A 23,850-nucleotide genomic window follows, 5' to 3' on the forward strand; every position below is an offset into this window, starting at 1 on the left:
CCCCGGGGCCACACGCCTTTCACCGTTGCGGCCACCGACTCCTGCCCCGGTGAAACGCGCGATACTGGAAGACATGGAACCCGTACTGCTCGTGATCCCCGGATGCCCGAATTCCGCCTCCGCCAAGGAACTTTTTGACGCCGCCCTCGAACTTGAGGGAATCGGGGCCCCGGCCATGGTGCGCGAAATCAGCACCGAGGACGAGGCCGCCCTGCATGATTTCCACGGTTCACCGGGCTTCAGCATCAACGGCGCCGACCTCTTCGAATCCGATGCCGAACCCGCGGTGGCCTGCCGTGTCTATGGCACCCCGGACGGGTTCGCGGGCCAGCCGACCCTGGACGCCCTGCGTCAGGCCATTCGGGCCACTCGCTCCTGAATCACCCGGGACGCACCGAAGCCACCCGCATTCACGTTGGGACGCGTGAAAACGGGTGGCTTCCGTGCCGGGAACGACTCCCGGCGAACCTGTGGAACTAGGCGTCGACGAGATCCTTCTTGTCGTCGCCGGTGTCCTTGGAGTCCGTGCCCTGGGCATCCTGGGCCTCGGCCTGCGGGGCCTTGCCGTTCCAGGCGTGGCCCTGCTCGTTGTCCAGGTGCGTGGTCTTCTTGTTCTTCAGCGCGAAGATGTAGACCAGCAGCGAGATCGCGATGGCCACGGTGACGTAGGTGAAGAACAGGTCAACGCGCTCGGCCTTCTGCAGTGCGGCGCCGATCAGCGGGACGGTTCCGCCGAAGAGCGAGTTCGCGATGGCGTAGCCCAGGCCCACGCCCAAGGCGCGGATGGAGGCCGGGAACAGTTCGGCCTTCACCAGCGCGTTGATCGAGGTGTAGCCGCCGACAATGAGCAGGCCGCCGAGCATCAGCGCGAAGGCGAAGACCGGGTTCTGGGTCTTGGACAGCATCGAGAGCAGCGGCCAAGTGAACAGGACACCGGTGATGCCGAACCAGAGCAGCAGCGGCTTGCGCCCGACCTTGTCGGAGATCATGCCGTACACCGGCTGCAGCAGCATGAAGATGAACAGGGCCCAGAAGTTGATGACCGAGGTCTGCGTCTTGGCGATGCCCGAGGTGTCGTTCATGAACTTCAGGATGAAGTTCGTGTAGGTGTAGAAGGCCACGGTGCCGCCCAGGGTGATGCCGATGCAGATGAGCAGCGGCTTCCAGTACTGGGTGAACAGCAGCTTCATGGTGCCAGGCTGGGCCTCGCCGGCAACGCCCGGCTTGTTGGCCGCGGCAACCTGCTCGGCGGAAACGGTTTCCTCCATGGTGCGGCGCAGCCACAGGACCACGAGGGCCGCAACGCCGCCGATGGCGAACGGAATGCGCCAGCCCCACTCGGTGAGCGTCTCGTGGCTCATGGTGTTCTGCAGGATGACCAGCACCAGAAGGGCCAGCATCTGGCCGCCGATCAGGGTCACGTACTGGAAGGAAGAGAAGAACCCGCGGCGCTTGGAGGTCGCGGCCTCGGACATGTAGGTGGCGCTGGTGCCGTACTCGCCGCCCACGGAGAAGCCCTGGACCAGGCGCACGAAGACCAGCAGGACCATGGCCCACATGCCGATGGCTTGCTGCGTCGGCAGCAGCGCGATGGCGAAGGAGCCGGCGGACATCATGGTCACCGACAGCGTCAGTGCGGCCTTGCGTCCGTGGCGGTCGGCGTAGCGGCCGAAGAACCAGGCACCCACCGGGCGCATCAGGAACGAGGTCGCGAAGACGGCCATGGCTTCCAGGCCGGCCTGCAGCTCGTTGGTCGAGTTGAAGAAGTGCGACTGGAAGTACGCGGCAAAGACCGTGTAGACGTAGAGGTCAAACCACTCCACGAGGTTTCCGGCCGAGCCCTTGAGGATGTTGCTGACGGCCCTGCGGGTTGCCGCCGCCTCGCTTGCATCATTGGTGCCGGCACCGGGTCGCGGCGCCTTCTTCATGTTCTCCACGGCAGCTTGTCCCATGGGTTCCTCCTCCTACGTTGGTGGCTCCCACAATCAACCGGGGCCTCAACCAAGGTAATCGTGAGACAAGTTACAACCAACGTGAGAGCGAATTCCTAACACTTCCTTAGGAGTCCATCGGGGGTTCCGGCGCGGCCATGGCAGGAAAGCGGGCGGGGCGGGAAACTCGAAGAAATGATACTCTCCAAGACGGGCGCAAGCTGCAAGAGCGGGCCGTGAACCACGACTTTTTTACGACACAATCCACGAAACAAGGGACCCTTCCATGGACGTACTCATCGTAGAGGATGACGACTCCATGGCCGCGGCACTCACCGCCGCGGTGAAGTCCACCGGGCACGGCGCAACCCGGGTCTCCCGCGGCACCGATGCCCTGCTCAGGCACCGCGAGTTCGACGTGATCCTCTTGGACCTGGGACTGCCGGACATGGACGGGCTCGAGGTGCTGCGCAAGCTGCGCCAGGTCTCCGACTCCCCCATCCTGATCCTCACCGCCCGCGACGACGAACGCTCCGTCGTGCTGGGCCTGCGCTCGGGCGCGGACGACTACCTGATCAAGCCCGTCAAGCTCGTGGAACTGCTCGCCCGCATCGAGGCCGTCACCCGGCGGACCGCGCCCGCCGGCGGACGGAAGAACCCGCACGTGAGGATCGGGGAGCTGGCCATCGACCTCGACCGCCGCGTGGCCGAGGTCGCCGGAACCGAGCTGTCCCTGACGCCCACCGAATTCGACCTGCTGTCCCTGCTGGCCCGCAATGCCGGCTCGGTCGTGACCCGCGAACAGATCCTCGATTCCCTGTGGGGAGATGCCTTCCTGGCTTCCTCCCGTTCCCTGGATGTGCACCTGACCGGGCTGCGTTCCAAGCTGCAACTTCCCGGCTTCATCGTCAACGTCCGCGGCGTCGGCTACCGGATCGAGGCCGACCCGCAGTGAAGCTGCGCGTCCTGGGCATCCTGAGCGTGCTGGTGCTGTTGCTGGTGCTGCTCGTGTCCAACGTGATCCTCTCATCCGCGGGACGCGAGGTGACCCAACAGCTGCAAATCAACCGTGCCGCCTCGCTCAACCGGATCGCGCAGCTCGCCTACGACGCGGCCACCGACGGGGACACCACGGTGCTGCGGCGGGACATGGAAACCTACTCCGGCCTCTACTCCGAGGGCCTGGTGGTGCGCCTGCAAACCGGCACGCTGGCCTCCGGAGGGCTGGACCCCGAGCGCCCGGACGTGCGCGAGGCGTTGGGGCGGGCCTCGCTGAACCTCTCCGACACCACGCTGGACCCCGTCGGGCCCTTCGGCACCGGCAACGAGGTGATCTCCCGGTCCTTCGGCAGCGCCAGCCAGGTCCTGGGCGAGGTCGTCATGGAGGTCAACCTCGATGCCGCCCGGGACAAGCTGCGCTACCGCTGGCTGGTCACCGGCATTGCCGCCATCGCACTGGCAACGGTGTTGCTGCTGCTGGCCGGCCGGGTCACCGGCTGGGTGTTGCGCCCCGTGCAGCGTCTCGGCGCCGCGGTGCGCGAATTCAAGGACACCGGCCGCACGCCGCCGCTGCCGGAGGCCGGTCCCCCGGAGCTACGCGAGCTCTCGCGGTCCTTCACCGACATGGCAACGACCCTGGGCGAGCTCATCACCTCCCAGCGCCAGCTCATTGCCGACACCTCCCACCACCTTCGCAACCCGATCGGGGCACTGCGCCTGCGCGTGGACCTGCTGCTGCTGGAATTGCGGAATGAAAAGGAGCGGGCCGCCGGGGCCGGGGTGCTGGCCGAGCTCGAACGGGTCGAGGAGATCCTGGAATCGGTGCTCAAACTGGCGGTCGCCGAACACCGGGTCATCGAGGATTCGGCCGGCGCCTCCCCCGAGGTCTCCGAGGGCCCCGGCTCCGGGAGCGTCAACGCCTTCGTGGTGCTGGTGGAGGAAGTGGACCGCGCCCGGCCCGCCGCCCTGGCGGCCGGAACCGAACTGGTCCTGGCCACTCAGGAGGATCCCGGCGCGGAGCTTGCCTGCAGCCGGATCGAGCTGGCGCAGATGCTCGGCGAGCTGCTGAACAACGCCGTCAAGTACGCGCCGGCGGCACAGATCACCGCCTCGGTGCGGACCCGGGGTTCGGCCACGCTCATCGAGATCGCCGATACAGGCCCGGGCCTGGAGCCCGGACAGCTGGCCGCCGCCACCACCCGCTTCTGGCGCGCCCCCGAACACTCCTCGATCCGCGGCACCGGCATGGGCATGACCATCGTGGACAGGCTGGCCACCGCAAACGGCGGGCGTCTGGTGCTGGGGCCCAACGAACCGCACGGCCTGCGCGCCCGCATCGAATTCGACGCGGCACCCACCCTCCCCGGGCAGGGGGAAGCCTCATGAACGCAACCCCCGCAGCCGGCGTCCACCCGTCGCGGCGCAGCGTGCTGCGCGCCGCCTTCGCGGCCGGGACGATCTCCCTGCTGGCCCCGGCACTCGCCTCCTGTGTCTCCGGCTCGCGCCGCGAAACCATCGTCGTCGCCGGCGGGGAACCCGGCGGCTTCTACCTGGAATTCGCCACGCTGCTGGCGGCCTCCCTGCAACGGCACCAGGTGGCCCGCAACGCCACGGTCAACCCCACCGGCGGCAGCCTGGACAACGTCGCGCAGCTGCTCTCCGGCAAGGCGACCCTGGCCGTCGCGCTGGCCGACGCCGCCTCACTCGAGGGCGGCCCGCAAGGCAAGCAACCCGGGCGGATCGCGGCGCTGGGCAAGGTCTACCAGAACTACGTCCACGCCGTGGTGCGCCGGGACGGTTCAATCACCTCGCTCGATGACCTGGCCGGGCGCACCGTGGCCGTGGGCATGCCTGGCTCCGGCACCTCGTTGATCACCCCGCGGCTCTTCGAGGTCGCCGGCCTGAAATCCGCCCACGCCGGGACCCCGGCCGCGGGCGGGGCCGTCACCGTGAAGGCGCTGGGACTCAACGACGGGGTCGCCGCACTGGCCGCCGGTGAGGTCGACGCCCTCTTCTGGTCAGGCGGGGTCCCCACCGCCGCGATCGCCCAGGCCCACACCGCATCCGCATTCGCGCTGCTTGACCTCTCCTCCCTGCTCCCCGGACTGCGCGAAAGGTATGGGGCCTTCTACGACAAGGTGCTGATCCCCGGCGACAGCTATCCGGGCATCGACGCAGTGTGGACCATCGGGGTGGCCAACCTGCTGCTCTGCCGCATGGACCTGGACTCCGAGACGGTGAGGCAAACCGTGGACCTGCTGGTGGGGCATGCCGATGAGCTGATTCCGCGCTCGAGCGTCGGGGTGCAGTTCCTGAGCCCCGATTCGCTGATCAACACCGCCGACGTGCCGCTGCACCCCGCGGCCGCCGGGGCCTATCGGGAGCTCCACGGGTAGCACGGCACGCTCGGCATCTTCCGTGCGGAAAAACGAAATCGCTCCGTGCATGTCTGCCTGGGCGGGGCAAACGTGCACGGAGCGATTTTCGGGTGTTCGTCATTCACCCCTGACCCATGAGGGGATCAGAGCGTCATGTGTTCGAGCTGGCGCCCGTTGGTCTCGCGCACCAGGCGCCAGACAAAGAGGAACGAGAGCAGCGCGAAGCCTGCATAGATGCCGTAGGCCAGGTGCAGGCCCGCCTCCGCGAGGGTCGGGAAGGTCGTGCTGACCACGAAGTTCGCGATCCATTGGGCGGCGGCACCAAGTCCCAGGGCCAGTGCGCGGATGTTGTTGGGGAACATCTCCCCCAGCAGCACCCACACCACCGGTCCCCAGCTGGCGCCGAAGCCCACGACGAACAGGTTCGCCGCCACCAGCGCGACCATGCCCCAGGAACCCGGGAGGCTGAGGTCGCCGTTGACGGTGACCGCCTGGGCGAAGGCCACGGCCATGGTGCCCAGCGACAGGGTCATCAGGGCGGAGCCGACCATCAGCAGCAGCTTGCGTCCCACCACGTCCACCAGCGAGATCGCCACGATGGTTGCCACGATGTTGGTGACCGAGGTGATCACGGAGATCATGAACGAGTCGGATTCCTGGAACCCGACGGACCTCCACATAGTGGTCGAGTAGTAGAAGATCACGTTGATTCCCACGAGCTGCTGGAAGACCGAGAGCAGGATGCCGATCCAGACCAGCGTCTTGAACCCGAACTTGCCGCCAAACAGGTCCGCGAAGCGTTGGCGTCTCTCCAGGTTCACGGTCGCCTTGATCTCGGCGATCTTGTTCTCCGTCGCTTCGCCGGCCACCATGCCCACCACATCGATGAGCACCTTCCGGGCGCCTTCGTCGTCACCCTTTTCCACGAGGTAGCGCGGAGACTCGGGCAACCGTGAGGCCAGGATCCCGTAGACGAGGGACGGCACCAGCAGGGTGAGGAACATCCAGCGCCAGGCCTCCAGGCCCAGCCACGCGCTCTGGGCGGCTCCCCCGGCCAGCCACGCGATCATGGCCGAGAGCAGAAACGCCAGGAAGATGCCGCTGACCAGCGAGAGCTGCTGCAGCGTGGCCAGACGTCCACGCACCTTCGCGGGGGCAATTTCGGCAATGTACGCCGGGGCGATCACCGAGGCAAAGCCCACACCGATGCCGCCGACGAAGCGCCACCAGATCAGGTCCCACACGCCAAAGGCGAACCCGCAGCCCAGTGCGCTGATCGAAAGCAGTGCACTGGCAACGAGCATCGTGCGGACCCGGCCAAAGCGTTGCGAACAAACTCCCGCAAACCAGGCACCCAGTGCCGCGCCAACCAGGGCGCAGGACACGGTGAAGCCCAGCAGTCCGGAGCCGAGTCCGAACTGCTCGCGCACCGCATCAACGGTTCCGTTGATGATTGCGCTGTCGTAGCCAAAGAGGAAGCCGCCCAACGCGGCAACCGCGGCCATGGCGACGAGTCTGGCCGTGACCCGTCCGTCATTCTTGTTCGGTGTGATGACTCGCTTGACCTCAGACATAGAGTCCCTCGAGTTCACCCGACACGTCCTGCTCTGCCTGTGGCAGGCCATGGCTTTGGTCCACGTTGAAATCTCCTTTGATTAATTGGTAAGACTCAATTAGTAAAGGAGCCTAAACATTGTGATGTCCAGCATAAGGCACTGCGGTAGGATTTGGAAAGACTGCCTAACCAAAGGATCGATTCCATGATCACAGCAGCCGCCTCCGGATCCTCCGGCAGGCCCCTGCCGCAGACGCTGGCCACCGCGACCGACCAACGCTTCCTGGAGCACCTGCTCGACCACGGCCCCAGCTCACGCACTGCCATCGCCGCTTCCACCGGGCTCTCCCGGCCCACCGCGTCGGAGGCAGCCATGCGCCTGTCGGAAACCGGTCTACTGAGAACCATCGAAACACCCCCGGCCAAGAAGCGGGGCCGGATACCGGAGATCTACGACCTGGATCCCGCCTTCGGCCACACGCTCTCGCTCACTGCCGCAGCCGGGCAGGCCCGGGTGCAAACCCACGACCTGCGTGGCACATTGCTGCATGACACCGCCCTGGACCTGCCCGACGCCATGACCCAGGACGAGCTGGAGAGGACCCTGCGGGATCTGGTCACCGCCGCAGTCGATGCCACCGGCTCCCCTTGCCTGGCGGCAACCGCGTCACAGGGAAACCCGGTGGATCCGACCACGCAGCGCCCGGTGGTCCTTCCGGCCTCCGCATTCCCGGAAGGGCGCGTCGACGTGGGCGCACTGTTGCGCGAGGTATGCAGCGGACCGGTGCGCCTGGACAACGACGTCAACTGGGCGACCCTGGCGGAACAGCGCATCGGCGTAGCCCGCGGGATCGACGAGCTGCTGCTGGTCTACCTGGGACCGGGCATCGGCGCCGGACTGGTCATGAACGGCACCGTCCAACGCGGCCGGCACGGCACGGTCGGCGAGCTGAGCTACCTGCGCTCGGGCGGACGCACCTTGATCAGCCAGCTGCTGGAACACTCGGTTGCGGCCCCCGGCAGCGATCGGCTCGACGTCGCCGCATGCTTGTCGCTTTTTGAAACCGTCCCCACCTCGGAAGATGCCCGGCTCTTTGCCGAGGCCGTTGCCCAGCAAATCGGCAACATTGCCACCATCACCGATCCACAGGCACTGGTGCTCAGCGGCCCGATCTCCGAGAACGCGGTCTTTGCGCGGATGTTCTCCGATGCCCTGAAGCCGCTGCTGCTCAATGCGGACCTCGAGGTGCTGGCCAGCTCCCTGGGCGAGGATGCACCCCTGATCGGGGCCAGCCTGGCCGCACGGGACATGGCCGAAGCCCACTTCTGGAGCAACTACCGCTCCTGACACCCGGTTCCCGTCCCGGTCGCCCCCAGCCCGACGAGGACGTGGCATAGGCTACCCCAGGGAAGACAACGGGGAGGGGCGCGAGAACGTACCGGATCGAGGAAGCGGATTCCTTTGCCGCCTGGCGGCGGTTGGTCTCCTCGACGTTCGTGGCGCTCGAGGCCGAACAGCTTCGTCCCGGTCCGTTCACCGGCCCGCCAGCGTAGCGTTCAGGAGCGGGACGGTCCGGCCTGCTGGACGTTCTCCGAGCCGTCCTCGACTGGCTCGGATCCGCCTTCCTTGGCTTCCTTGACCCGCGGATCCTTGGGAACCTCGCCGTGCGGCGGGCGGTCGTAGAACTTCTTGTAGCGTTCGTCCTCATGATGGTTGTTGCCCATGGCGTGCCTCCCGGAAAAGGTTCGGATACCTCAACCGTGGCACCGGTTCACGTTCTTGGCAACAGCCTCCCGGGCGAGGAGCCGAACCAGCCCGACCCGGCGACTCCCGTGCGCCGGTTCACCGCAAAAACCGCCTCCGAAGGAGCACGAGATACGCTTCTATCCAGCGGGGATCGCTTGGTTCGGGCACTGTGTGGTGATGATCCGCTTGGTGGCCTCGTGCTCGGCCTTGGTCATCCACAAGCCGTGCTTGGCCTTGACCGCAGTCTGGCGTGCAACGTAGGAGCAGCGGAAGGACTTGTTCGGCGGCAGCCAACTGGCAGCATCCGAATCGCCCTTTGAGGCATTGGACGGACCGTCGACCGCCAGGAGGTTGAGTGGATCGTTGGCAAAGGCCACGCGTTGCTCCTCTGTCATCTTTTGCGCACCCTTTTGCCAGGCATCGGACAGGGCGACCACATGGTCGATCTGGACCTTGGTGCTGGTTCCCTGGCCTCGCACGAAATCGATGCGCTTTCCGGTGAACGGGTCGGAGAGAACTCCGCTGGTGACGACGCATCCGTTTGTCCCGGGCTTCACCGCGATCCCGGTCAGGTCCCGGCGCAGCATGTCGTTGCGGGCATCGCAGCCGTTGCGGTCCGGATCCTTCCAGCCGCTGCCGAACAGGCTGCGCTCATAACCTGTCTTCGGCGCCCTGCCCTTGACGGGAATGCCGGGGAGCTGGTTCAGCGTAGTGCCTGCCTTGGCCGTTGATGGGCCTGCCTTGACTGAAGGTGCAGCCGAGGTCGCCGGAGCAGGTGCGGCAGACTTGGTCGTTTCGACCGGCGCCCGTGTTGCTTCCACTGAGGGTTCGGGCGTGGGCTCGTCGGCCGTTGGAGTCGGCTGAGGCGTGGGCGCCTCCGACCAAATCACCAGTGCTTCGGAGGACGGGGCCTCGGACCAGATGACCGGGGCGGCAACTGCGGGCGTCTCGGAACCGGCTCCCACACAGGCCGTCAGGGCCATGCCGAGGGCAAGAACCATGGCCGAAAGCGGGCCGGCAGTTCCGATCTTCCTGCCAGAGATCGGGCTTTTCCCCGCCCGGGAACCTGTCGGTGCCACTCGGTTGTTATTATTCACAACCGACACCGTCGCCGTCCCTATCCAGTTTGCGGCTGTAGCCCGGATCGCCGCTGTAGATCGGGGCTGCACCGGCAGCCCTTACCGCTGAACAGTTCGCGTAACTGGTGCTGGGGGTGAATCTTTGGACTTCGGGCTTGGCTTCCTGCGCACGGATCTTCGTCTTCGCGTCCTCGGCCGCCTTCTTCGCCTTCGCCGCCGCTGCCGCCTTCTTGGCCTCCGCCGCCTTCTTCGCCTTTGCCGCTGCCGCTTCCGCCTTCTTGGCCTCCGCTGCCTTCTTCGCCTTTGCCGCGGCTTCCGCTTCTGCCTTCTTGGCGTCTGCGGCCCTCGCCTTGGCTGCCGCGGCTTCGTCCGACTTCTTCTTGGCTTCGGCTACCTTCTTGGCTTCAGCTTCGCGGGCAGCCGTTTGCTCGGCCGCGGCACGCTCATGGGTGTCTTGGTCGACCCAGATCAGGGCGCCCGCCGAATCCGCATCGCAATAGTTGCTGGCAACGCCTTGGGTCATGACCTGATAGTCGAATTCGCAGGGCTTGCCGACATAGCTGGCGAGATCTGCCTGAAGCGTCTCGGCCGATGCAGGCTCCTCGATCAATGCCTCCGGGCTAACGTCCCCGTCGGTTCCGCTCAGTGCTCCGCCGACCATGGTGAGGACCAACGCAGCGCCCGCGACGCCGGCACCAACCTTCCGATTCGGAATCCTTGCCCACTTGATGCCGTTGGCAAGCAACGCCACGATGCCAAGGAGCAAGGCCATGATCCCCACAAGAACCATCACCCCCGGCAATGCGCCGGCGATTCCCATCATGATGAGGGCCAACACGGCAATCCCCAACCAAATCCATCGTTTGCTTGTGCGCCTCTTCGATGGCGCTGATTCACTACCCCAACTCATGATTTCCCCAAAGTTTCAACTAATCCAACCAATAGGCCAAACCATAGCCACTTTCGCCCCAATGGTCACTTCTTACTTTCTTGCGCGGCGACTTGAATCACCAAAAACTGCTTTTGACCTGTATGTATGGATTCTATGGCGAGCCAATTGTGACCGCCGTTCATTAACGCGCCGAAGGCGGAAGAGCACCGGTTGCGCTCCCCGCCTTCGGGTGAATTGGCAGGTGTCGTTAGCGGACCACGCGCTCGAATCCGGCGCCGTCAGTACCCGTCCATCGATACAGCTCCAGGGTCGCAGCTTCCTGCTTGTGTCCGCTGGAGTAGTCGTCGAAGTCGCGTGCCACATAGAAGTAGCCATGGCCGACCGGCTCGACGCCGACATCCGCCTTGAATTCCCACCCGAAGATGCCGGTGGCCGGATCCGGGATCCCGTCCTGGAGCAGCGGCACCAAAAGCCCGGATTCGTTTCCGGGCTGCCCCTCAAGGACGCCCTCGGCAGGGGCCGCGGTGCCATCCACGACGTAGAGGGTGCGATTGGGGAATTCCGGCTTGGAACCGCGGTAGACCCCGAGGTACCAGTTCTTCGTGTGCTCATCGTAGGCGAGGTTCTGGACACCGAAGTTGGTGTTGCCGGTGTGGATGAAATATTTTGCGTCCACGTCCGCGGGGCCGGAGGTGTGCGGATCGTCCTGCGTCAGCGGGCGGGCGAGGCTGCCCCAGGTGGACACGTCGTATTGGAGGATGACCTGGTGGTTGTTGTCCTCCCGATCGAGGTTGCGGTAGATCCCGTAGGCAACCATCAGCTGCTGCTTGCCGTTGGCGGAGCCGAATGCAGGGCCAAAGGAAACCCCGTCGATGCCGCTGGATCCGTAGCGGTGGTCCGCGGTGCTGGCGGTGTCGCCGTCAAAAACCCCGTTCCCGTCCAGGTCTGCGGTGAAGTCCTCGGCCACTTCCTCCAAGTGAACCGCGGTGACGATGCCGGAGTCCTCGGCATCCATGCCGACCTCGGTGATCTTCTCGACGTCGAAGATCGCGATGTAAAAGGATTCGGCCGCCTTGTATTCGAGCGAACCGTAGACCTGGCCGTCGCGCGTATTGAAGTCCAGGTCCCCAAGATGTCCGGTGAAGCCCTCGACGGTGCCGATGACGTGGCCGGACAGGTCGGTCTTCACCAGCATGTTGGTGAACGAGTGGTAGACGAAGCCGCCCTTTTCGTCGATGGCGATGCCTTGGATGTGCCCGGCATCCCAGGATCCGGACTCGATGATCTGCGGGTATCCGAAGTTGGCTTTCTCGGGTGCCGCGTGCACGGGCGGGCCCTGCGGATCCGAGGTACCGGCTGCAAGCGCCGCGCCGGGCGTGCCGGCTCCGGCGAGCAAGCCGAGGGAAAGTGAGAGGGCCGCTGTGGCGAACCAGGGTTTTTTGGGCATGGTGTGGATGTCCTTAGGTGCGGTGGGGCAGACGTGGTCCGGGCGCCCCAACACCCGCACTTTCCCCACCTTGCCGCACCGAACCCAACACTTTGCCAGCGGGGCGTTAACTCTTCGCGAACTTCACGCCTCCGTCCCGACGCTGCTCAGGCCGGGACCGAGCCATCGGTCTCCACACCTGCCCAGCGCAGCACCCGCAGCGCACGCAGGGTGTTCCAGCGGCTCGGATCGCCCTCCGGCGCATCAACTTCCAGATACGTCTGGCCGGGCCAGGCGATCCCGGAAACCCAGCGTCCGTCGGATCCGCGTTTGGCAAGCAGCGCATCAACTGCCGGTTCCAGCCGCGGATCGAACGCGCTTCCGGCTTCCCTGAAGTAGTCCAGGCAGCGCAGCACATCGTAGAACCAGTACGGCGGGAAGGAGAAGTTCAGGTAGCGGTCTTCGGCCACTTCCCCGGTGGCAAGCCGCTTGCACCCCGAACGCTTCAGCAGGTACTCCTCGCCGCGGGCACGGGCCTCGGCGAGCGCCGCAGGAACCTCGCCTACCGCCCGTTCGTGCTCGAGCAGCCCCTCCAGCACGCAGAGGGTGGTGTCGAAGGACGAGACCTTGGAGGATTCGGGGGCCTCGCAGTTCCAGCCGCCGTCGCTTAGCTGTTCGGCGAGCAACCGCGAGATGATCCGCTCGGCGCCCTCCCCGGACTTCCCGAAGTAGGCACCCTGGGAGAGCACGCCGCCATTGATGCAGGGTTCGACCTCGCCGTGGAAGTAGGGAAGGTTGTCCCAGTACTTCCAGATGACCGACTCGTGCACCTTCTCCACCGCGGCGTGCACGGTTGGATCCGCGGGGACGGCGCCGAGACGGCGCATCAGCGCCAGGGACCAGAAGACCGACTTGCGGCTGCCGTCCTCGCCGTACTCGTCGTTGTCCCAGTACCCGCCCGCATCCTGCAGCGCCAACAGTTGCGCACCAAAGCCCTCGATGGCCACGCGCTCCCGTTCCCTGGCCACCTCGGGGTCCGGGGCGCCCTGCAGGTCACGCAGGACCTGCCAGCGGATGGATGGATCGGAGTCGAGCAACCAGGTCACGATGTCCATCCCACGATTCTTGCACCGGACCCTTCGGGGCACCAGTGCTAGGAAAGCACGTCCTTGCTGGCGAACCTGCCGTAGGCCAGGGTGCCGAAGACCAGCAGGTACCCGCCCTGCAGCAGAGCGTTCTGCCCAAATTCGCTCCAGCGGATCGGGTCGCGCAACAGGTCGGCGAAGCCGAGCCAATGGTGGGTGAACAGCCACGGATGCAACCAGTCCAGCTGCGGCAGCTGGCCCAGGATCTGCGCGGCCACCGCCAGCACGGCGATGGCGGCCATGGCACCCACCGGCACGTCGGTCAGCGTGGAGATGAAAAGGCCCAGCATGGTGAGACCCAGCAGCGACACCGCCACGTAGAGCGCCACCAACCCGACGCGCAGCACCGCGGCCGGCGCGGAAATGGTGGTTCCCGACAACAGCGTCACCGGACCCGTGGGAAAGAGCAACGCCCCGATGCCCAGGCCGCACAGGGCGACCATCGCGGTGGCCGAGAAACAGAAGAGCGCCGCGACGGCGAACTTGACCAGCAACAGGCGCGGGCGTGAGACCGGGGCCGTGAGCAGGTAGCGAAGCGTTCCGGTCCCGGCCTCCCCGGCGATCGTGTCGCCGGAAACCACCGCGACGGTCAACGGCAGGAAGAGCGGGATGCACACCAACAGCCCGGTGATCGCCACGAACAACCCGTTTCCCGCCACCCGGTCCAGGAATGCCGGCCCGCGCCCGGAGGGCGGGCCGGAGGTCAGGCGCACCGCGACTGCGATGAGCACCGGCACCGCGCCCAGGGCCAGGAGCATGGCCCAGGTGCGGCGGCGCTGGAACAGCAGCACCACCTCGTTGGCCAGCAACCCCCTATTGGACAAGGTCGAACCCCTCCCCCGTCAGCGCCACGAATCGCTCCTCTAGACTTGCCGCCTGGACCGTGAAGCCGCGCACGCGCACCCCGGCGGCCACCAGCTCCTCCACCAACCGCTCGGGCTCAGGCGCCCCGGAACCCAGTGCCGCGTCCAGGGCGCCGTCCTGGCCGGCGGGCACCGGATCGACTCGCGCGTCGAGGCCCAGCCGGGCCAGCACCGCCAGGGCGACGCCGGTGTCCGGGGTGCGCAGGGTGACCATGCGCTTGCCCTCGGCCCGCAATTCCTCCAGCGTCCCCTGCGCCACCAGGTTGCCCACGCTCATCACCGCGACGTGGCTGCACATCTGCTCGATCTCACTGAGCAGGTGGCTGGAGACGAAGACCGTGGTCCCTTCCGTGGCCAGCACCCGGATCAGGTGCCTGACCTCGCGTGTTCCCTGCGGGTCCAGCCCGTTCGTCGGCTCGTCGAGCACCAGCAACTCGCGCTCGTTGACCAGGGCGTTGGCAATCCCCAGCCGCTGCTTCATGCCCATCGAGTAGGCGTGCACTGCCAAGCGCGCGGCCTTGCCCAACCCGACCTTTTCCAGCGCCGCGTCCACGCGGCGGCCGCGGGTGGACCCGTCGGAGGTATGGTCGGCGGAATCGATGCGGACGAGGTTGGCTCGCCCGGAGAGGAACGGATAGAACGCCGGACCCTCGATCAGGGATCCCACCCGCGGCAGCACCCGGGCGGCCGCGGCGGGCATGGGTTCGGCGAGCAGGGAGATGCTGCCGCTGTCCGGGGTTGCCAGGCCCAGCAGCATCCTGATGGTGGTGGTCTTGCCCGAGCCGTTGGGTCCCAAGAAGCCGAAGACCGACCCGCGCGGCACCGCCAGGTCCAGGTCGTTGACCACGCGGCGTTTGCCGAAGCTCTTGCCCAGCCCCGTCGTGTGGATGGCCAGCTCGCCGGGTTCCGGCACTGTTGTCATTGGCCGCTGGCCACGGCCTGCAGCCGCTCCACCGTCACCGATCCCATGACCAGGCGTCCGTCATCGGTGATCAGCACGTTGAGCAGGGAGGTGTGCAGCAGTTTCCCGCCCTCGACCGGCGTGGCCAGCTGGTTCAGCAGTTCGTTTGCGGCCAACTCCTTGGGCACTTCCTTGGCGGGAACCACCAGCACGGTGTCCCAGCCAGTGCCCTTGATGGCATCCGGATGCCCGGCAGGGCGCTTGTTGCCGGGCTTTCCGGTCCCGTCCTTGGCACCGGACTTGTGCTCCAGGAACGGTTTCGGGATCTTGTGCCCGTTGGCCTTGGCACCGGGGTTGTGGCCGTTGGCCTTGGCACCGGGGTTGTGGCCGTTGGCCTTGGCACCGGGGTTGTGGCCGGGCTTGTGGTCGAGGGATCTTTTCGGGATCTTATGCTCGCTGACCTCGGCCCCCGGCGGCGGAGTGAATTCAAAGAGGTCGGCTGCCGGAGTCTCCGGGGTGAAGGTCGTGAACCCGACGGCGATAGCCGGATCCTCTTGTCCCACGGCGTCCACCACGACATCCAGCGGTGCCCCGGTGGCGGCGTCTACCCCGATGCTCACCTTGGCAATCAGGGATTCGTCGCTGCGCGGGACCAGTTCAAGGGTGTAGGCGTCGCGGCCGGCCACACGAGTGTCGTCCTGCACGCTCAGGTCGGTGTTCGGCCCCATCGCTTCCAGGAGGCGGTCCGCAACCACGCCGGGGGTCGGCGGCTGCATCGTGTGCCGTGGGGGTCCCGCATGGCGGGGCAACCGGGGAAGTGTCAGGTGGACGGCGGTGTTCTCGGCCGAGTCGTAGTGCCACAGCGAGGAGCCGTTGCGGATGAAGTTCTGCTCGTCCATCCCATCCATGACCTGGATCCGGGCCTTGTCCGGTCCGTCAACATAGACGCGGGCCTCGTGGGTTCCCGAAAGCGCCGAGAGCATCCCCAGCAGGTCGGCACCGGCCTTTGCCGGTACCCCGTCGGATTCGGCTTCGCCCTCTGCCCCCGAGGCTCCGGGTTGCTGCATCATGCCGGTGCTTCCCGGATCAGGCAACTGCGGGATTCCCAGGTTCAGGGTTGCGCGGGCGGTGCCGGAGAAGTCGGTGACGCGGGAGCCCGCGATCATCTGCAGGACCTGCTGCGGGGTCTTGGGCTCGAGCTGCACCTGGGCGTTGGCGGAGAACGAGGCACCCAGGGCGAACGCCGCAACGACTGCGGGGGCCAGCACGGCGGGTATCCATTTCTTGAGCACAGCGGGTTTCACGGCCATCAATCCCCAGTAAGCGTCTTGGTATCTCCACCGTACGCCGGTGCGGCGGCGTTGGCGATGCCCCAGCGCGCGCCCCGCAAAGGCCGGCGGAACCCTCAGGCTCCGGCCGCGGCACCGCCGTCGGCGGCGGATTCGGGCTCCCAGCGCAGCAGGTCCCCGGGCTGGCATTCGAGCACCCCGAACAGGGAGCGGGACCGAATTGGCCCCGCTCCCTGTTCATGAAATTCGTTGCCGCGACGATTACCTGACCGAGGTCTCGGCGAGGATCGCATCGATCTGCCCGGCAGCCTCGCGCATGCCCTCCTCCATGCCCATCTTGATCATTTCCTCGAGCTGCTCGGCATTCTCGAACGAGGACACCGAGGTCATGCGGGTCGTCCCGTCCTGCTCCTCCAGACTCACCACGCACCTCGTGGTGCCCAGGTATCCGCTCGGCTCGCCGTCGTCCCCGGCGAACCCGTCCTGGAACTCGAAGCCGTTGGGCGCATTCACCGACAGGATCTTCCACCAGCCGCGGGCCTTCTCGCCATCCGGTCCGCTCATGTAGTACCGGCACTCCCCGCCTTCGACAAACTCGTGGCGGACAAATGTGGCCGGCCAGGTCGGCGGACCCCACCACCGCTCGAGCTGGCGCGGGTCTTCCCAGATCTGCCAGATACGCTCCTTCTTCGCCTCGAATTCGGCAACCAGGGTGAGGGTGAGGTTTTCCGGGTTGGTTTGAACGCTGATGACGCTCATGGTTTTGCTCCTTCGAGATCCTCGGAGAGAAGGTCTCCGATCCTGCCGACGCGTTGCCGCCAGATGCCCTCATAGGCCTCAAGCAGCCGGGTGGCACGGCGCAGGGATTCGGGGTTCCCGTGCACGATTTGCTCCCTTCCGCGTCGCTCCTTGGTGATCAGCGTTGCCCTCTCGAGCACCGCCACGTGCTTTTGCACGGCTGCGAAGCTCATGTCATAGCGCTTCGCCAACTCGGAGACCGATTGTTCCCGGAGCATCGCCTGCTTGATGATGTCGCGCCGGGTCGCATCCGCCATGGCCTGGAAGATGCGGTCGATCTCGGTTTCACTCAATTCATATACAACCATTTGGTTGTAGGTTACTGTGCCGACGAGCCCGATGCAATACTTGCTGGCGAATTTCTGGAATTCGCCCACTTGTCCCGAGGACATGGTCCGCCACTATCAGTGCCGCACGCTCAAGGTTGGACAACAAGCAAGAAACCGAACAGTGAAGCGAAACCGCGCGCACAAGGCCAGGTAACCCATCGTCAAAGTGTCGGCGCCCCGTGCTCTACTGTCACCATGGCCCCTCGGCCACAGCACTACCGCCTCGGGGCGGGGAAAGGCGACGGGGAATGTTTGACCAATACGAAATCATTGAAGAGTGCAGACCGTCGCGGAGGCCGACGCACCTGGCAACGGGGACGGAGAAATTTGCGATGTTGCGTGAGCTTCGGATCATGGGAAGCAACGACCCGGTCGAATCACTGCACAGAATCGGCATGATTCTCGGGCACGAAATTTCGTCGCTGGATTCGCTACACTCGTCCGACGCGAACAGGGTGATCGATCGTTGCCGTCGGTTGCGGCAACGACAGTATTAAGCATGGCCAACGGCCTGCCCCAGATGCGGGACTGGCCGTTGGCCATCAGGTCTGCTGCTACGCCTGCGCGAGCGCTTCCTTCAATGCGGAAAGGATCAGCGCGACCGAGGCCGGGTTGGCGTTCGGGCCCATCAGGCCGATGCGCCACACGCTGCTGGCATACTTGCCCACGCCGCCGCCGATCTCGATATTGAAACGCTCCAGCAGGTAGGAACGGACCTTGGCCGAGTCAACGCCCTCCGGAACATTCACGGTGGTCAGTTGCGGCAGTCGGTGGCCCTCGGCAGCGAAAAGCGTCAGGCCCATCTCCTCCAGCCCGTCCTGCAACGCCTTGCCCGCCGCCTGGTGGCGGATGGTGACAGCGTCCAGGCCTTCGGCAAGGATCCGGTCGATGCCGGCCTCGAGCGAGGCCACCATGCCGACCGGAGCGGTGTGGTGATAGGTGCGCCCTCCGCCGGCCCCGCCGCTGGTGTACCCACCAAGCAAGCCAAGATCCAGGTACCAGGACTGCGGCTTCTGCACGCGGCGCTCGAAGGCGCGGTCCGAGATCGTGAACGGGGCCAGGCCCGGGGCCACCCCGATGCACTTCTGCGTTCCGGCGTAGCCCACGTCGATCCCCCACTCATCGGCGAGCACCGGCATGCCGCCGATCGAAGTGACGGCATCGACGATGAGCAGCGCATCGCCCTTGATGGCGCCGAGCGCCGCGATGTCCGAGACGACGCCGGTGCTGGTTTCGGCGTGCACTGCGGCAATAACCGTGGGGTTCGGGTGCGCGTCGGCCACGCGCTGGGCATCAACCGGGGTTCCGTATTCGTGGTCGACGCGAACAACTTCGGCGCCCGCCCGCGAAGCGACCTCGCACATGCGCTCACCAAAGAGTCCGTTGACCGCGATGACCGCCACGTCGCCGGCCTTCACCGTGTTGACGAACGCGGCCTCCATGCCGGCCGATCCGGTGGCGCTCAAAGGCAGCGTGCGCGCATTCTTGGTGCCCCACAGGGTGCGCAGCCCCTCGGCGGTGCGATCCATGCGGGCAATGAACAACGGATCCAGATGGCCCAGCAGCGGCAGTCCAAGCGCCGCGGTGGCTTCCGGGTAGGGGTTGCAGGGGCCGGGGCCGAAGAGGTGGCGAACCGGAACGATCTGGGTCATTTGATCTCACTTTTCTCGTTGCAATCTCTGTATGGCTCGGGGCCAGCCTATGCCGATCGCGCTGTGCACCCCGCTAGATGAAGCCCACGCCGTCACAGGAAATGGAGGCTGATTCGTCAACGTTCACCTGCCATCCGGCGCCGCGGGGCCGAAGGAACGGGTCCCTCCGCGGGCAGTCAGGCTGCTTTCAGCGCCCAGTCGCTCGCGTCGTCGCCAAGCGACATCAGCCGTCGAGCTTCCCGCAGGGCATCGGAGGCGTCCTTCTTGTCCAGCTGTGCCAGCGTTAGCAAGTTGGCGATGCGCTGCTCCCGGCGGCTTCGACGGCTCTCGCGCGCCACCTCGATCATGGCCAGGACGCGTGCGTGGGCACGGCGTCCCCGCGCTTCCGGGCTTGAGTCATCGGTGTCGGTGTCACCGAGAATATTCAATGCCTCTAAAACAATGTCGTTCATATACGGCCTTCCGCCTGACTCCCGCTCGCACTTCCTCGTGACGCGGATCACGCGCCCAATCCTATGGACAGCCTAGCCTTGACTTGGCAGTCAAGCAGAATCGGGCACCACGCGCCGAACCCGGCCGCGCCGCGCCGGAGCGCGATAACCCCACGCCTCGGGACCACTCGGGCCTGCATCGAGCCCACCATGGCCTTCAGGGCAACACGCCACCCGCCGGTGCCCTGCATGGCCAGCGAGGGACGTCTCGCGCCGAATGTTCATCCGGCATTAATTGCGGCTCCGCCATGAGGCCGGGAACCGGTGGCATGTTAAGAAGTGTTGCATCAGCAAAAATAATGGTTGACACGTCAATCACCCTGTGTCATATTTATATACATAAGCATGCAAACCGGTGAACAAGCCGGCTTCCAACACAAGGAGTTTTCCACATGAGCATTGAAATCACCCCCGGTACCTGGAACCTCGACACCTCGCACAGCGAAGTTGGCTTCACCGTTCGCCACGCAGGCATCTCCAAGGTCCGCGGCGCATTTACCGACGTCACCGGCACCCTGACCGTGGGCGATTCGGTCGCCTCCTCCAAGGTCGAAGCCATCGTCAAGACCGAGTCCTTCGACTCGAACGACAACAACCGCGACGCCCACGTCAAGGGCGCGGACTTCTTCAACGTCGAGCAGTTCCCGGAAATGACCTTCGTGTCCACCGGCGTCGCAGGCTCCCCCGAAGACTTCGAGCTCAAGGGCGAACTGACCATCAAGGACACCACCAAGCCGGTGACCTTCAAGGTCGAGTTCGGCGGCGTGGCCGTTGACCCGTTCGGCGCCACCCGCGCCGGCTTCTCCGCCACCACGCAGATCTCCCGCAAGGAATTCGGCATCACCTGGAACGCTGCCCTTGAGGCCGGCGGCGTACTGGTGGGCGACAAGGTCACCATCAACATCGATTCCGCTTTCGTTCTCGCTTCGCAGAACTAAGCTGCTTCAGCCGTCGCAGGGGCGCCATCCACGATCCGTGGATGGCGCCCCTGCGGCGTTATCGGCACCCCTAATCCTTGGGCAACGTGCCGGCCAAGGCCTCAGATTCGGAGGGCACCCTTGGCACCGGCCGATAGACGGCAATAATGACACCGGTGGTCGTGGTGAGCGATTCGACCAAGTCCAGCGCCATATCCGGCAGCTCCCCGGCAAAGAGGCGGGCGCCGGTTCCCAGAATCAGCGGGTGGATCAGCAAGGTGTACTCATCCACCAGGCCTCCGGCGATCAACGACTGCAGAAGGTTTCCGCTGCCCATGACCAGCAGGTCTGGGCCGGGCCCGTCTTTCAGTGATGAAACCGCTGCCACCGCATCGGGCGCCAGGAGCCGGGAGTTGACCCAGGAAAGCGGCTCGGTCAGCGTGCGGGAGGCAACGTGCTTCGTCAGGTTGTTCAGCCTCTCGGTGAAGGGGTTGTCCCGTTGCGTCGGCCAGAACGAAGCGAAGTCTTCATAGGTCCGCCGCCCCAGGACAAGCTCGGTTTCAGCGGCCATGCCCCGGCCAAGGAATTCGCCCAGAATCGGATCACCGTACTTCACCGCCCAACCGCCATAGGCAAATCCGTCGCGTGTATCTTCGTCGGACCGTCCCGGCGACTGCATGACACCGTCAAGGGTCACGTTGTTCAGAACCATAAGCTTGCGCATTTCTTGCCACCTCTCCATGAATCATCGGGGCAACCATGGATACCTCGAGCGCCCCGCCGCACGCGAGAACCATTCCCTCCGGCCCCACGCACCGAGGCTACGCCCGCAGCCGCGACCGCAAAACAGCCGGGCCAGTGAATCCTCGATTTCCCGGCTCGGCTCGACTGCCGCGCTGGGGGCGCCGTCGCCCCCAGACAGCGGTTGCAGCATTCTTCGCAAGCCACCTCGTCCGCACGCTTCCAGTGCGGTACGTTGGAATTAGAAAAATCCTTGTCATTAATCTCGCATGGGGGAGGCAACTTATGATCGAACCAAAGCACAACCAGCCACGCCGATCCTCCGAAGCGCGCCCGACCCCGGATCTCGATCTCTACGACGCCAAGATCGTCACGAATGTATCTGGCCGTACCGCGATGACGCGCAAACGACTGGCCAACGGCCGCGAGACCCGCGCGTTTCTCGATGCCGCGCTCGACCTCACCACCGAGCTCTTCACCCCGGCGCTCTCGGAACAACTGCTTGACGCCGACGAGGAAGACGCCCGGCCGGTCATGTCATATCTATCCCGCCGAAAGGTCCTGGCCAAGGCCAAAAAGAATTGCGGCGATGACTTTCCCCTCAGCGAAAACATGATGCGCCACCGCTGGAGCTCGCATGGAGCTTTTCTGGCCGACTTCGTCTCCTACGCCCTGGCCGACAAACACTGGAGCCTCCAGGTCGCACTCTCGCAACATGCCAAGGACTTGTTGACCGCTGACGAGGATTTTCCCCGGGCCGTCCACCGCGTCGCCTACGAGGACCTCAAACTCGTCTTGGAGCTGCCCGCCTTCCGCTTTCAGCTGCTGGCCGTGGCCACTGCCCAGGCTGATTCCGCGTCCGCGCAGGCGTTGGCACGCATGTACACGAATCTTTCGCAGGTATGGATGTCGCTCTACAGCAGCGTTTTTGAACACTACGGGCTCACGTTCAGGCCGGGCGTGACCATGGAAGATTTCAACATCTTGCTGCAGGCCATGGCGGAGGGACTCGGATTGCGGCTGATCTCCGGTGTGGACGAGGCGGTGCTAGACCACGCGAAGCGGACTTCGCTCCTGGGAACCGCCGCGCTATCGCTGTTTCTGGCATTGGTGGACCCTGGTGACGGGCTCACCGTCGAGCAAGCCGCAGAGACCGCCATGGGCCAACGGCGCAAGACTTAGTTTCGTCTCCGGCCGCATCCCGCAAGCGTGATGGGGAACGGGGGTGCCGGATACCCCCAAGCAGCCCGGCACCCCCGTTCCAACCACGGCATTGGTCTTCGTCGGCAACGGGCCACATCGTTGTCCATGCAGGCGCTTGCCTGCATGGCTTCGGCACAAACCCGAAGTGTTCGATGCGCCCCGATCCCCCAGCCAACACGCAGGTGGTCCAAGGTCCAACGAGTATCCGCACCCCTTGATGCACCGGGGCAGGACCGCTTAACCAAATCTGGTTCGGCATTCCCCAAGGACCCACCCCATGCACCCTTAGCCGCGCAACCCGACTGGCTTGCGACCACAGGTCCAATCCAAACAATATTCGGCCCGTAGTTCTACACTCACGTGGGTCAACCTGGCTGGGTCCACCCAGTTGGGTGCCATCGACGCGTGAGGGCCGATTCGACTCGGGAAACGATTCTCGAACGAGCTCGCGGTGAAGCTACTTTTGCGCGAGCAGGCGCTGTACGCGCGGCTTGACCTCGGTGGCCAGCAGCGTGATCGACTCCAGCAGGTGTTCCTGCGGGAGTCCACCGATATCCATTTGGAGGAAGTGGCGCATATGGCCCATGTAGCCGTGCAGGTGGACGATGCGTTCCGCCACTTCGTCGGGGGAACCCACATAGTAGGCACCCGGGGCCTCGGCCTGCGCGTCGTAGGCGCGCTTGTCGGGCGCAGGCCAGCCGCGCAGCCGTCCCATTTCCACGTTGAGGTTGTGCCAGCCCGGGTAGAAGCGCTCGAGCGCTTCCTTCTTGGTCGGGGCCACCAGGCCCAATGCCGCCACCGAGACCTTCAACGATTCCTCCGAATGCCCCGCCTGGGCTCCAGCGCGCCGGTAGAGCTCGGCCAGCGGGGCGAAACGGTGCGGCGCCCCGCCGATGATGCCGTAGGACACCGGAAGGCCCAATTGCCCGGCACGCGCCGAGGAACTCGCATTGCCGCCGGTGGCCACCCAAACCGGCAGCTTTCCGCCGAGGGGACGGGGCACAACAGCCAGGTCCGCAATCGCCGGTCGCTTGGTCCCGGACCACGTGACATTTTGGGTGTCCGCATTGTTGATTGCAATGAGCAGGTCGAGCTTTTCGGTGTACAGCTCGTCGTACTCGCCCAAGTCGTACCCAAATAGCGGGAATGTTTCCACGGAGGAGCCTCGCCCGGCGGTGATCTCGATGCGCCCGCCCCCGGAGATGACGTCGGCCGTGGCGAATTGCTGGAAGATGCGCACGGGGTCGTCGGTGCTGATGATGCTTGCGGCGCTGCCCAGTTTGATGCTGCTGGTGGCGGCGGCCGCGGCGGCGATCAGGGCGCCGGGCGAGGACGCCGGCATCGTGGCGGTGTGGTGTTCCCCCACGCCGAAGTAGTCCAAACCTGATGCATCCGCGTGCTTGATTGCCTCGAACAGGTTTTGGATGGCCTCGCCGGTTGATCGCAGCGATCCGTCGACGTTTCGCTGGGTGTCGCCAAAGCTGTAGGCGCCGATTTCCATGTGTTCATTCCTC

23 protein-coding genes are annotated in these 23,850 nt (G+C 65.5%); 7 read left to right on the forward strand and 16 right to left on the reverse strand.

What is annotated here, in order from left to right; all coding sequences use genetic code 11:
• Nucleotides 1-379, forward strand: a 379-nt coding sequence (locus ACIPVK_RS08540; protein ID WP_407611543.1) for a hypothetical protein, incomplete at its 5' end; no start/stop codon positions are given.
• Between the two features lie 97 nt (nucleotides 380-476).
• On the opposite strand, the gene ACIPVK_RS08545 is transcribed toward ACIPVK_RS08540, so the two are convergent.
• Nucleotides 477-1,928 carry an MFS transporter gene (locus ACIPVK_RS08545; RefSeq protein ID WP_407611629.1) on the reverse strand — a complete coding sequence of 484 codons (1,452 nt, stop codon included), beginning with the start codon at nucleotides 1,926-1,928 and terminating at the stop codon, nucleotides 477-479.
• A 289-nt stretch (nucleotides 1,929-2,217) separates the two neighbouring features.
• Between ACIPVK_RS08545 and ACIPVK_RS08550 the strand changes: the two genes are divergently transcribed.
• From ACIPVK_RS08550 to ACIPVK_RS08560, 3 genes are read left to right on the forward strand one after another with little or no spacing between them, the layout of a single operon-like run.
• A complete protein-coding gene (locus ACIPVK_RS08550; RefSeq protein WP_407611544.1) occupies nucleotides 2,218-2,886 on the forward strand; it encodes a response regulator transcription factor in 669 nt (222 codons plus the stop codon).
• Nucleotides 2,883-4,316 (forward strand): sensor histidine kinase, encoded by a 1,434-nt coding sequence (locus tag ACIPVK_RS08555; RefSeq protein WP_407611545.1) that lies wholly within the window; start codon nucleotides 2,883-2,885, stop codon nucleotides 4,314-4,316. Before ACIPVK_RS08550 ends, ACIPVK_RS08555 begins: the two co-directional genes overlap by 4 nt.
• Nucleotides 4,313-5,326, forward strand: a complete 1,014-nt coding sequence (locus ACIPVK_RS08560) for a TAXI family TRAP transporter solute-binding subunit (protein ID WP_407611546.1) — start codon at nucleotides 4,313-4,315, stop codon at nucleotides 5,324-5,326. The genes ACIPVK_RS08555 and ACIPVK_RS08560 overlap by 4 nt, the downstream gene beginning before the upstream one ends.
• A 125-nt stretch (nucleotides 5,327-5,451) precedes the next feature.
• On the opposite strand, the gene ACIPVK_RS08565 is transcribed toward ACIPVK_RS08560, so the two are convergent.
• Nucleotides 5,452-6,882: a sugar porter family MFS transporter gene (locus ACIPVK_RS08565; protein ID WP_407611547.1), complete on the reverse strand. Its 1,431-nt coding sequence runs from the start codon at nucleotides 6,880-6,882 to the stop codon at nucleotides 5,452-5,454.
• A 186-nt stretch (nucleotides 6,883-7,068) separates the two neighbouring features.
• Between ACIPVK_RS08565 and ACIPVK_RS08570 the strand changes: the two genes are divergently transcribed.
• Nucleotides 7,069-8,211: an ROK family protein gene (locus ACIPVK_RS08570; protein WP_407611548.1), complete on the forward strand. Its 1,143-nt coding sequence runs from the start codon at nucleotides 7,069-7,071 to the stop codon at nucleotides 8,209-8,211.
• A gap of 209 nt (nucleotides 8,212-8,420) precedes the next feature.
• Here the strand turns inward: ACIPVK_RS08570 and ACIPVK_RS08575 are convergent, their stop codons facing one another.
• The 12 genes from ACIPVK_RS08575 to ACIPVK_RS08630 form a co-directional block, all read right to left on the reverse strand.
• Nucleotides 8,421-8,588, reverse strand: a complete 168-nt coding sequence (locus tag ACIPVK_RS08575) for a hypothetical protein (protein ID WP_407611549.1) — start codon at nucleotides 8,586-8,588, stop codon at nucleotides 8,421-8,423.
• Nucleotides 8,589-8,747: 159 nt separating this feature from the next.
• On the reverse strand, nucleotides 8,748-9,593 hold the full coding sequence (locus tag ACIPVK_RS08580) for an HNH endonuclease family protein (RefSeq protein WP_407611550.1): 846 nt from the start codon (nucleotides 9,591-9,593) through the stop codon (nucleotides 8,748-8,750).
• A gap of 106 nt (nucleotides 9,594-9,699) precedes the next feature.
• Nucleotides 9,700-10,527 carry an excalibur calcium-binding domain-containing protein gene (locus ACIPVK_RS08585; RefSeq protein ID WP_407611551.1) on the reverse strand — a complete coding sequence of 276 codons (828 nt, stop codon included), beginning with the start codon at nucleotides 10,525-10,527 and terminating at the stop codon, nucleotides 9,700-9,702.
• A 301-nt stretch (nucleotides 10,528-10,828) separates the two neighbouring features.
• Nucleotides 10,829-12,028: a hypothetical protein gene (locus ACIPVK_RS08590; RefSeq protein ID WP_407611552.1), complete on the reverse strand. Its 1,200-nt coding sequence runs from the start codon at nucleotides 12,026-12,028 to the stop codon at nucleotides 10,829-10,831.
• Between the two features lie 146 nt (nucleotides 12,029-12,174).
• Nucleotides 12,175-13,122 (reverse strand): hypothetical protein, encoded by a 948-nt coding sequence (locus ACIPVK_RS08595; RefSeq protein WP_407611553.1) that lies wholly within the window; start codon nucleotides 13,120-13,122, stop codon nucleotides 12,175-12,177.
• A 38-nt stretch (nucleotides 13,123-13,160) separates the two neighbouring features.
• Nucleotides 13,161-13,976, reverse strand: coding sequence for an ABC transporter permease (locus tag ACIPVK_RS08600; protein WP_407611554.1), 816 nt, complete (start codon nucleotides 13,974-13,976; stop codon nucleotides 13,161-13,163).
• Nucleotides 13,966-14,937, reverse strand: a complete 972-nt coding sequence (locus ACIPVK_RS08605; protein WP_407611555.1) for an ATP-binding cassette domain-containing protein — start codon at nucleotides 14,935-14,937, stop codon at nucleotides 13,966-13,968. Before ACIPVK_RS08605 ends, ACIPVK_RS08600 begins: the two co-directional genes overlap by 11 nt.
• Nucleotides 14,934-16,220 carry a LolA family protein gene (locus ACIPVK_RS08610; protein ID WP_407611556.1) on the reverse strand — a complete coding sequence of 429 codons (1,287 nt, stop codon included), beginning with the start codon at nucleotides 16,218-16,220 and terminating at the stop codon, nucleotides 14,934-14,936. The genes ACIPVK_RS08605 and ACIPVK_RS08610 overlap by 4 nt, the downstream gene beginning before the upstream one ends.
• Before the next feature lie 246 nt (nucleotides 16,221-16,466).
• The gene (locus ACIPVK_RS08615) at nucleotides 16,467-16,964 is read right to left on the reverse strand and encodes an SRPBCC domain-containing protein (protein WP_407611557.1); all 498 of its coding nucleotides are present in this window, start codon (nucleotides 16,962-16,964) and stop codon (nucleotides 16,467-16,469) included.
• Nucleotides 16,961-17,311: an ArsR/SmtB family transcription factor gene (locus tag ACIPVK_RS08620; RefSeq protein WP_407611630.1), complete on the reverse strand. Its 351-nt coding sequence runs from the start codon at nucleotides 17,309-17,311 to the stop codon at nucleotides 16,961-16,963. The genes ACIPVK_RS08615 and ACIPVK_RS08620 overlap by 4 nt, the downstream gene beginning before the upstream one ends.
• Before the next feature lie 575 nt (nucleotides 17,312-17,886).
• Nucleotides 17,887-18,984: a pyridoxal-phosphate-dependent aminotransferase family protein gene (locus ACIPVK_RS08625; protein ID WP_407611558.1), complete on the reverse strand. Its 1,098-nt coding sequence runs from the start codon at nucleotides 18,982-18,984 to the stop codon at nucleotides 17,887-17,889.
• Between the two features lie 176 nt (nucleotides 18,985-19,160).
• Nucleotides 19,161-19,436 carry a hypothetical protein gene (locus ACIPVK_RS08630; protein WP_407611559.1) on the reverse strand — a complete coding sequence of 92 codons (276 nt, stop codon included), beginning with the start codon at nucleotides 19,434-19,436 and terminating at the stop codon, nucleotides 19,161-19,163.
• A gap of 431 nt (nucleotides 19,437-19,867) precedes the next feature.
• Here ACIPVK_RS08630 and ACIPVK_RS08635 point away from each other — a divergent pair, with 431 nt between their 5' ends.
• Nucleotides 19,868-20,413: a YceI family protein gene (locus tag ACIPVK_RS08635; RefSeq protein ID WP_407611560.1), complete on the forward strand. Its 546-nt coding sequence runs from the start codon at nucleotides 19,868-19,870 to the stop codon at nucleotides 20,411-20,413.
• Nucleotides 20,414-20,483: 70 nt separating this feature from the next.
• On the opposite strand, the gene ACIPVK_RS08640 is transcribed toward ACIPVK_RS08635, so the two are convergent.
• Nucleotides 20,484-21,116 carry a dihydrofolate reductase family protein gene (locus ACIPVK_RS08640; protein ID WP_407611561.1) on the reverse strand — a complete coding sequence of 211 codons (633 nt, stop codon included), beginning with the start codon at nucleotides 21,114-21,116 and terminating at the stop codon, nucleotides 20,484-20,486.
• A 302-nt stretch (nucleotides 21,117-21,418) separates the two neighbouring features.
• Here ACIPVK_RS08640 and ACIPVK_RS08645 point away from each other — a divergent pair, with 302 nt between their 5' ends.
• Nucleotides 21,419-22,315 carry a hypothetical protein gene (locus tag ACIPVK_RS08645; protein ID WP_407611562.1) on the forward strand — a complete coding sequence of 299 codons (897 nt, stop codon included), beginning with the start codon at nucleotides 21,419-21,421 and terminating at the stop codon, nucleotides 22,313-22,315.
• A gap of 478 nt (nucleotides 22,316-22,793) precedes the next feature.
• Here ACIPVK_RS08645 and ACIPVK_RS08650 read toward each other — a convergent pair whose 3' ends face one another.
• Nucleotides 22,794-23,837, reverse strand: a complete 1,044-nt coding sequence (locus ACIPVK_RS08650; RefSeq protein ID WP_407611563.1) for an LLM class flavin-dependent oxidoreductase — start codon at nucleotides 23,835-23,837, stop codon at nucleotides 22,794-22,796.
• Nucleotides 23,838-23,850: the final 13 nt, after the last annotated feature.

This window comes from Paeniglutamicibacter sp. MACA_103, assembly GCF_045798555.1.
GTDB lineage: Bacteria > Actinomycetota > Actinomycetes > Actinomycetales > Micrococcaceae > Paeniglutamicibacter.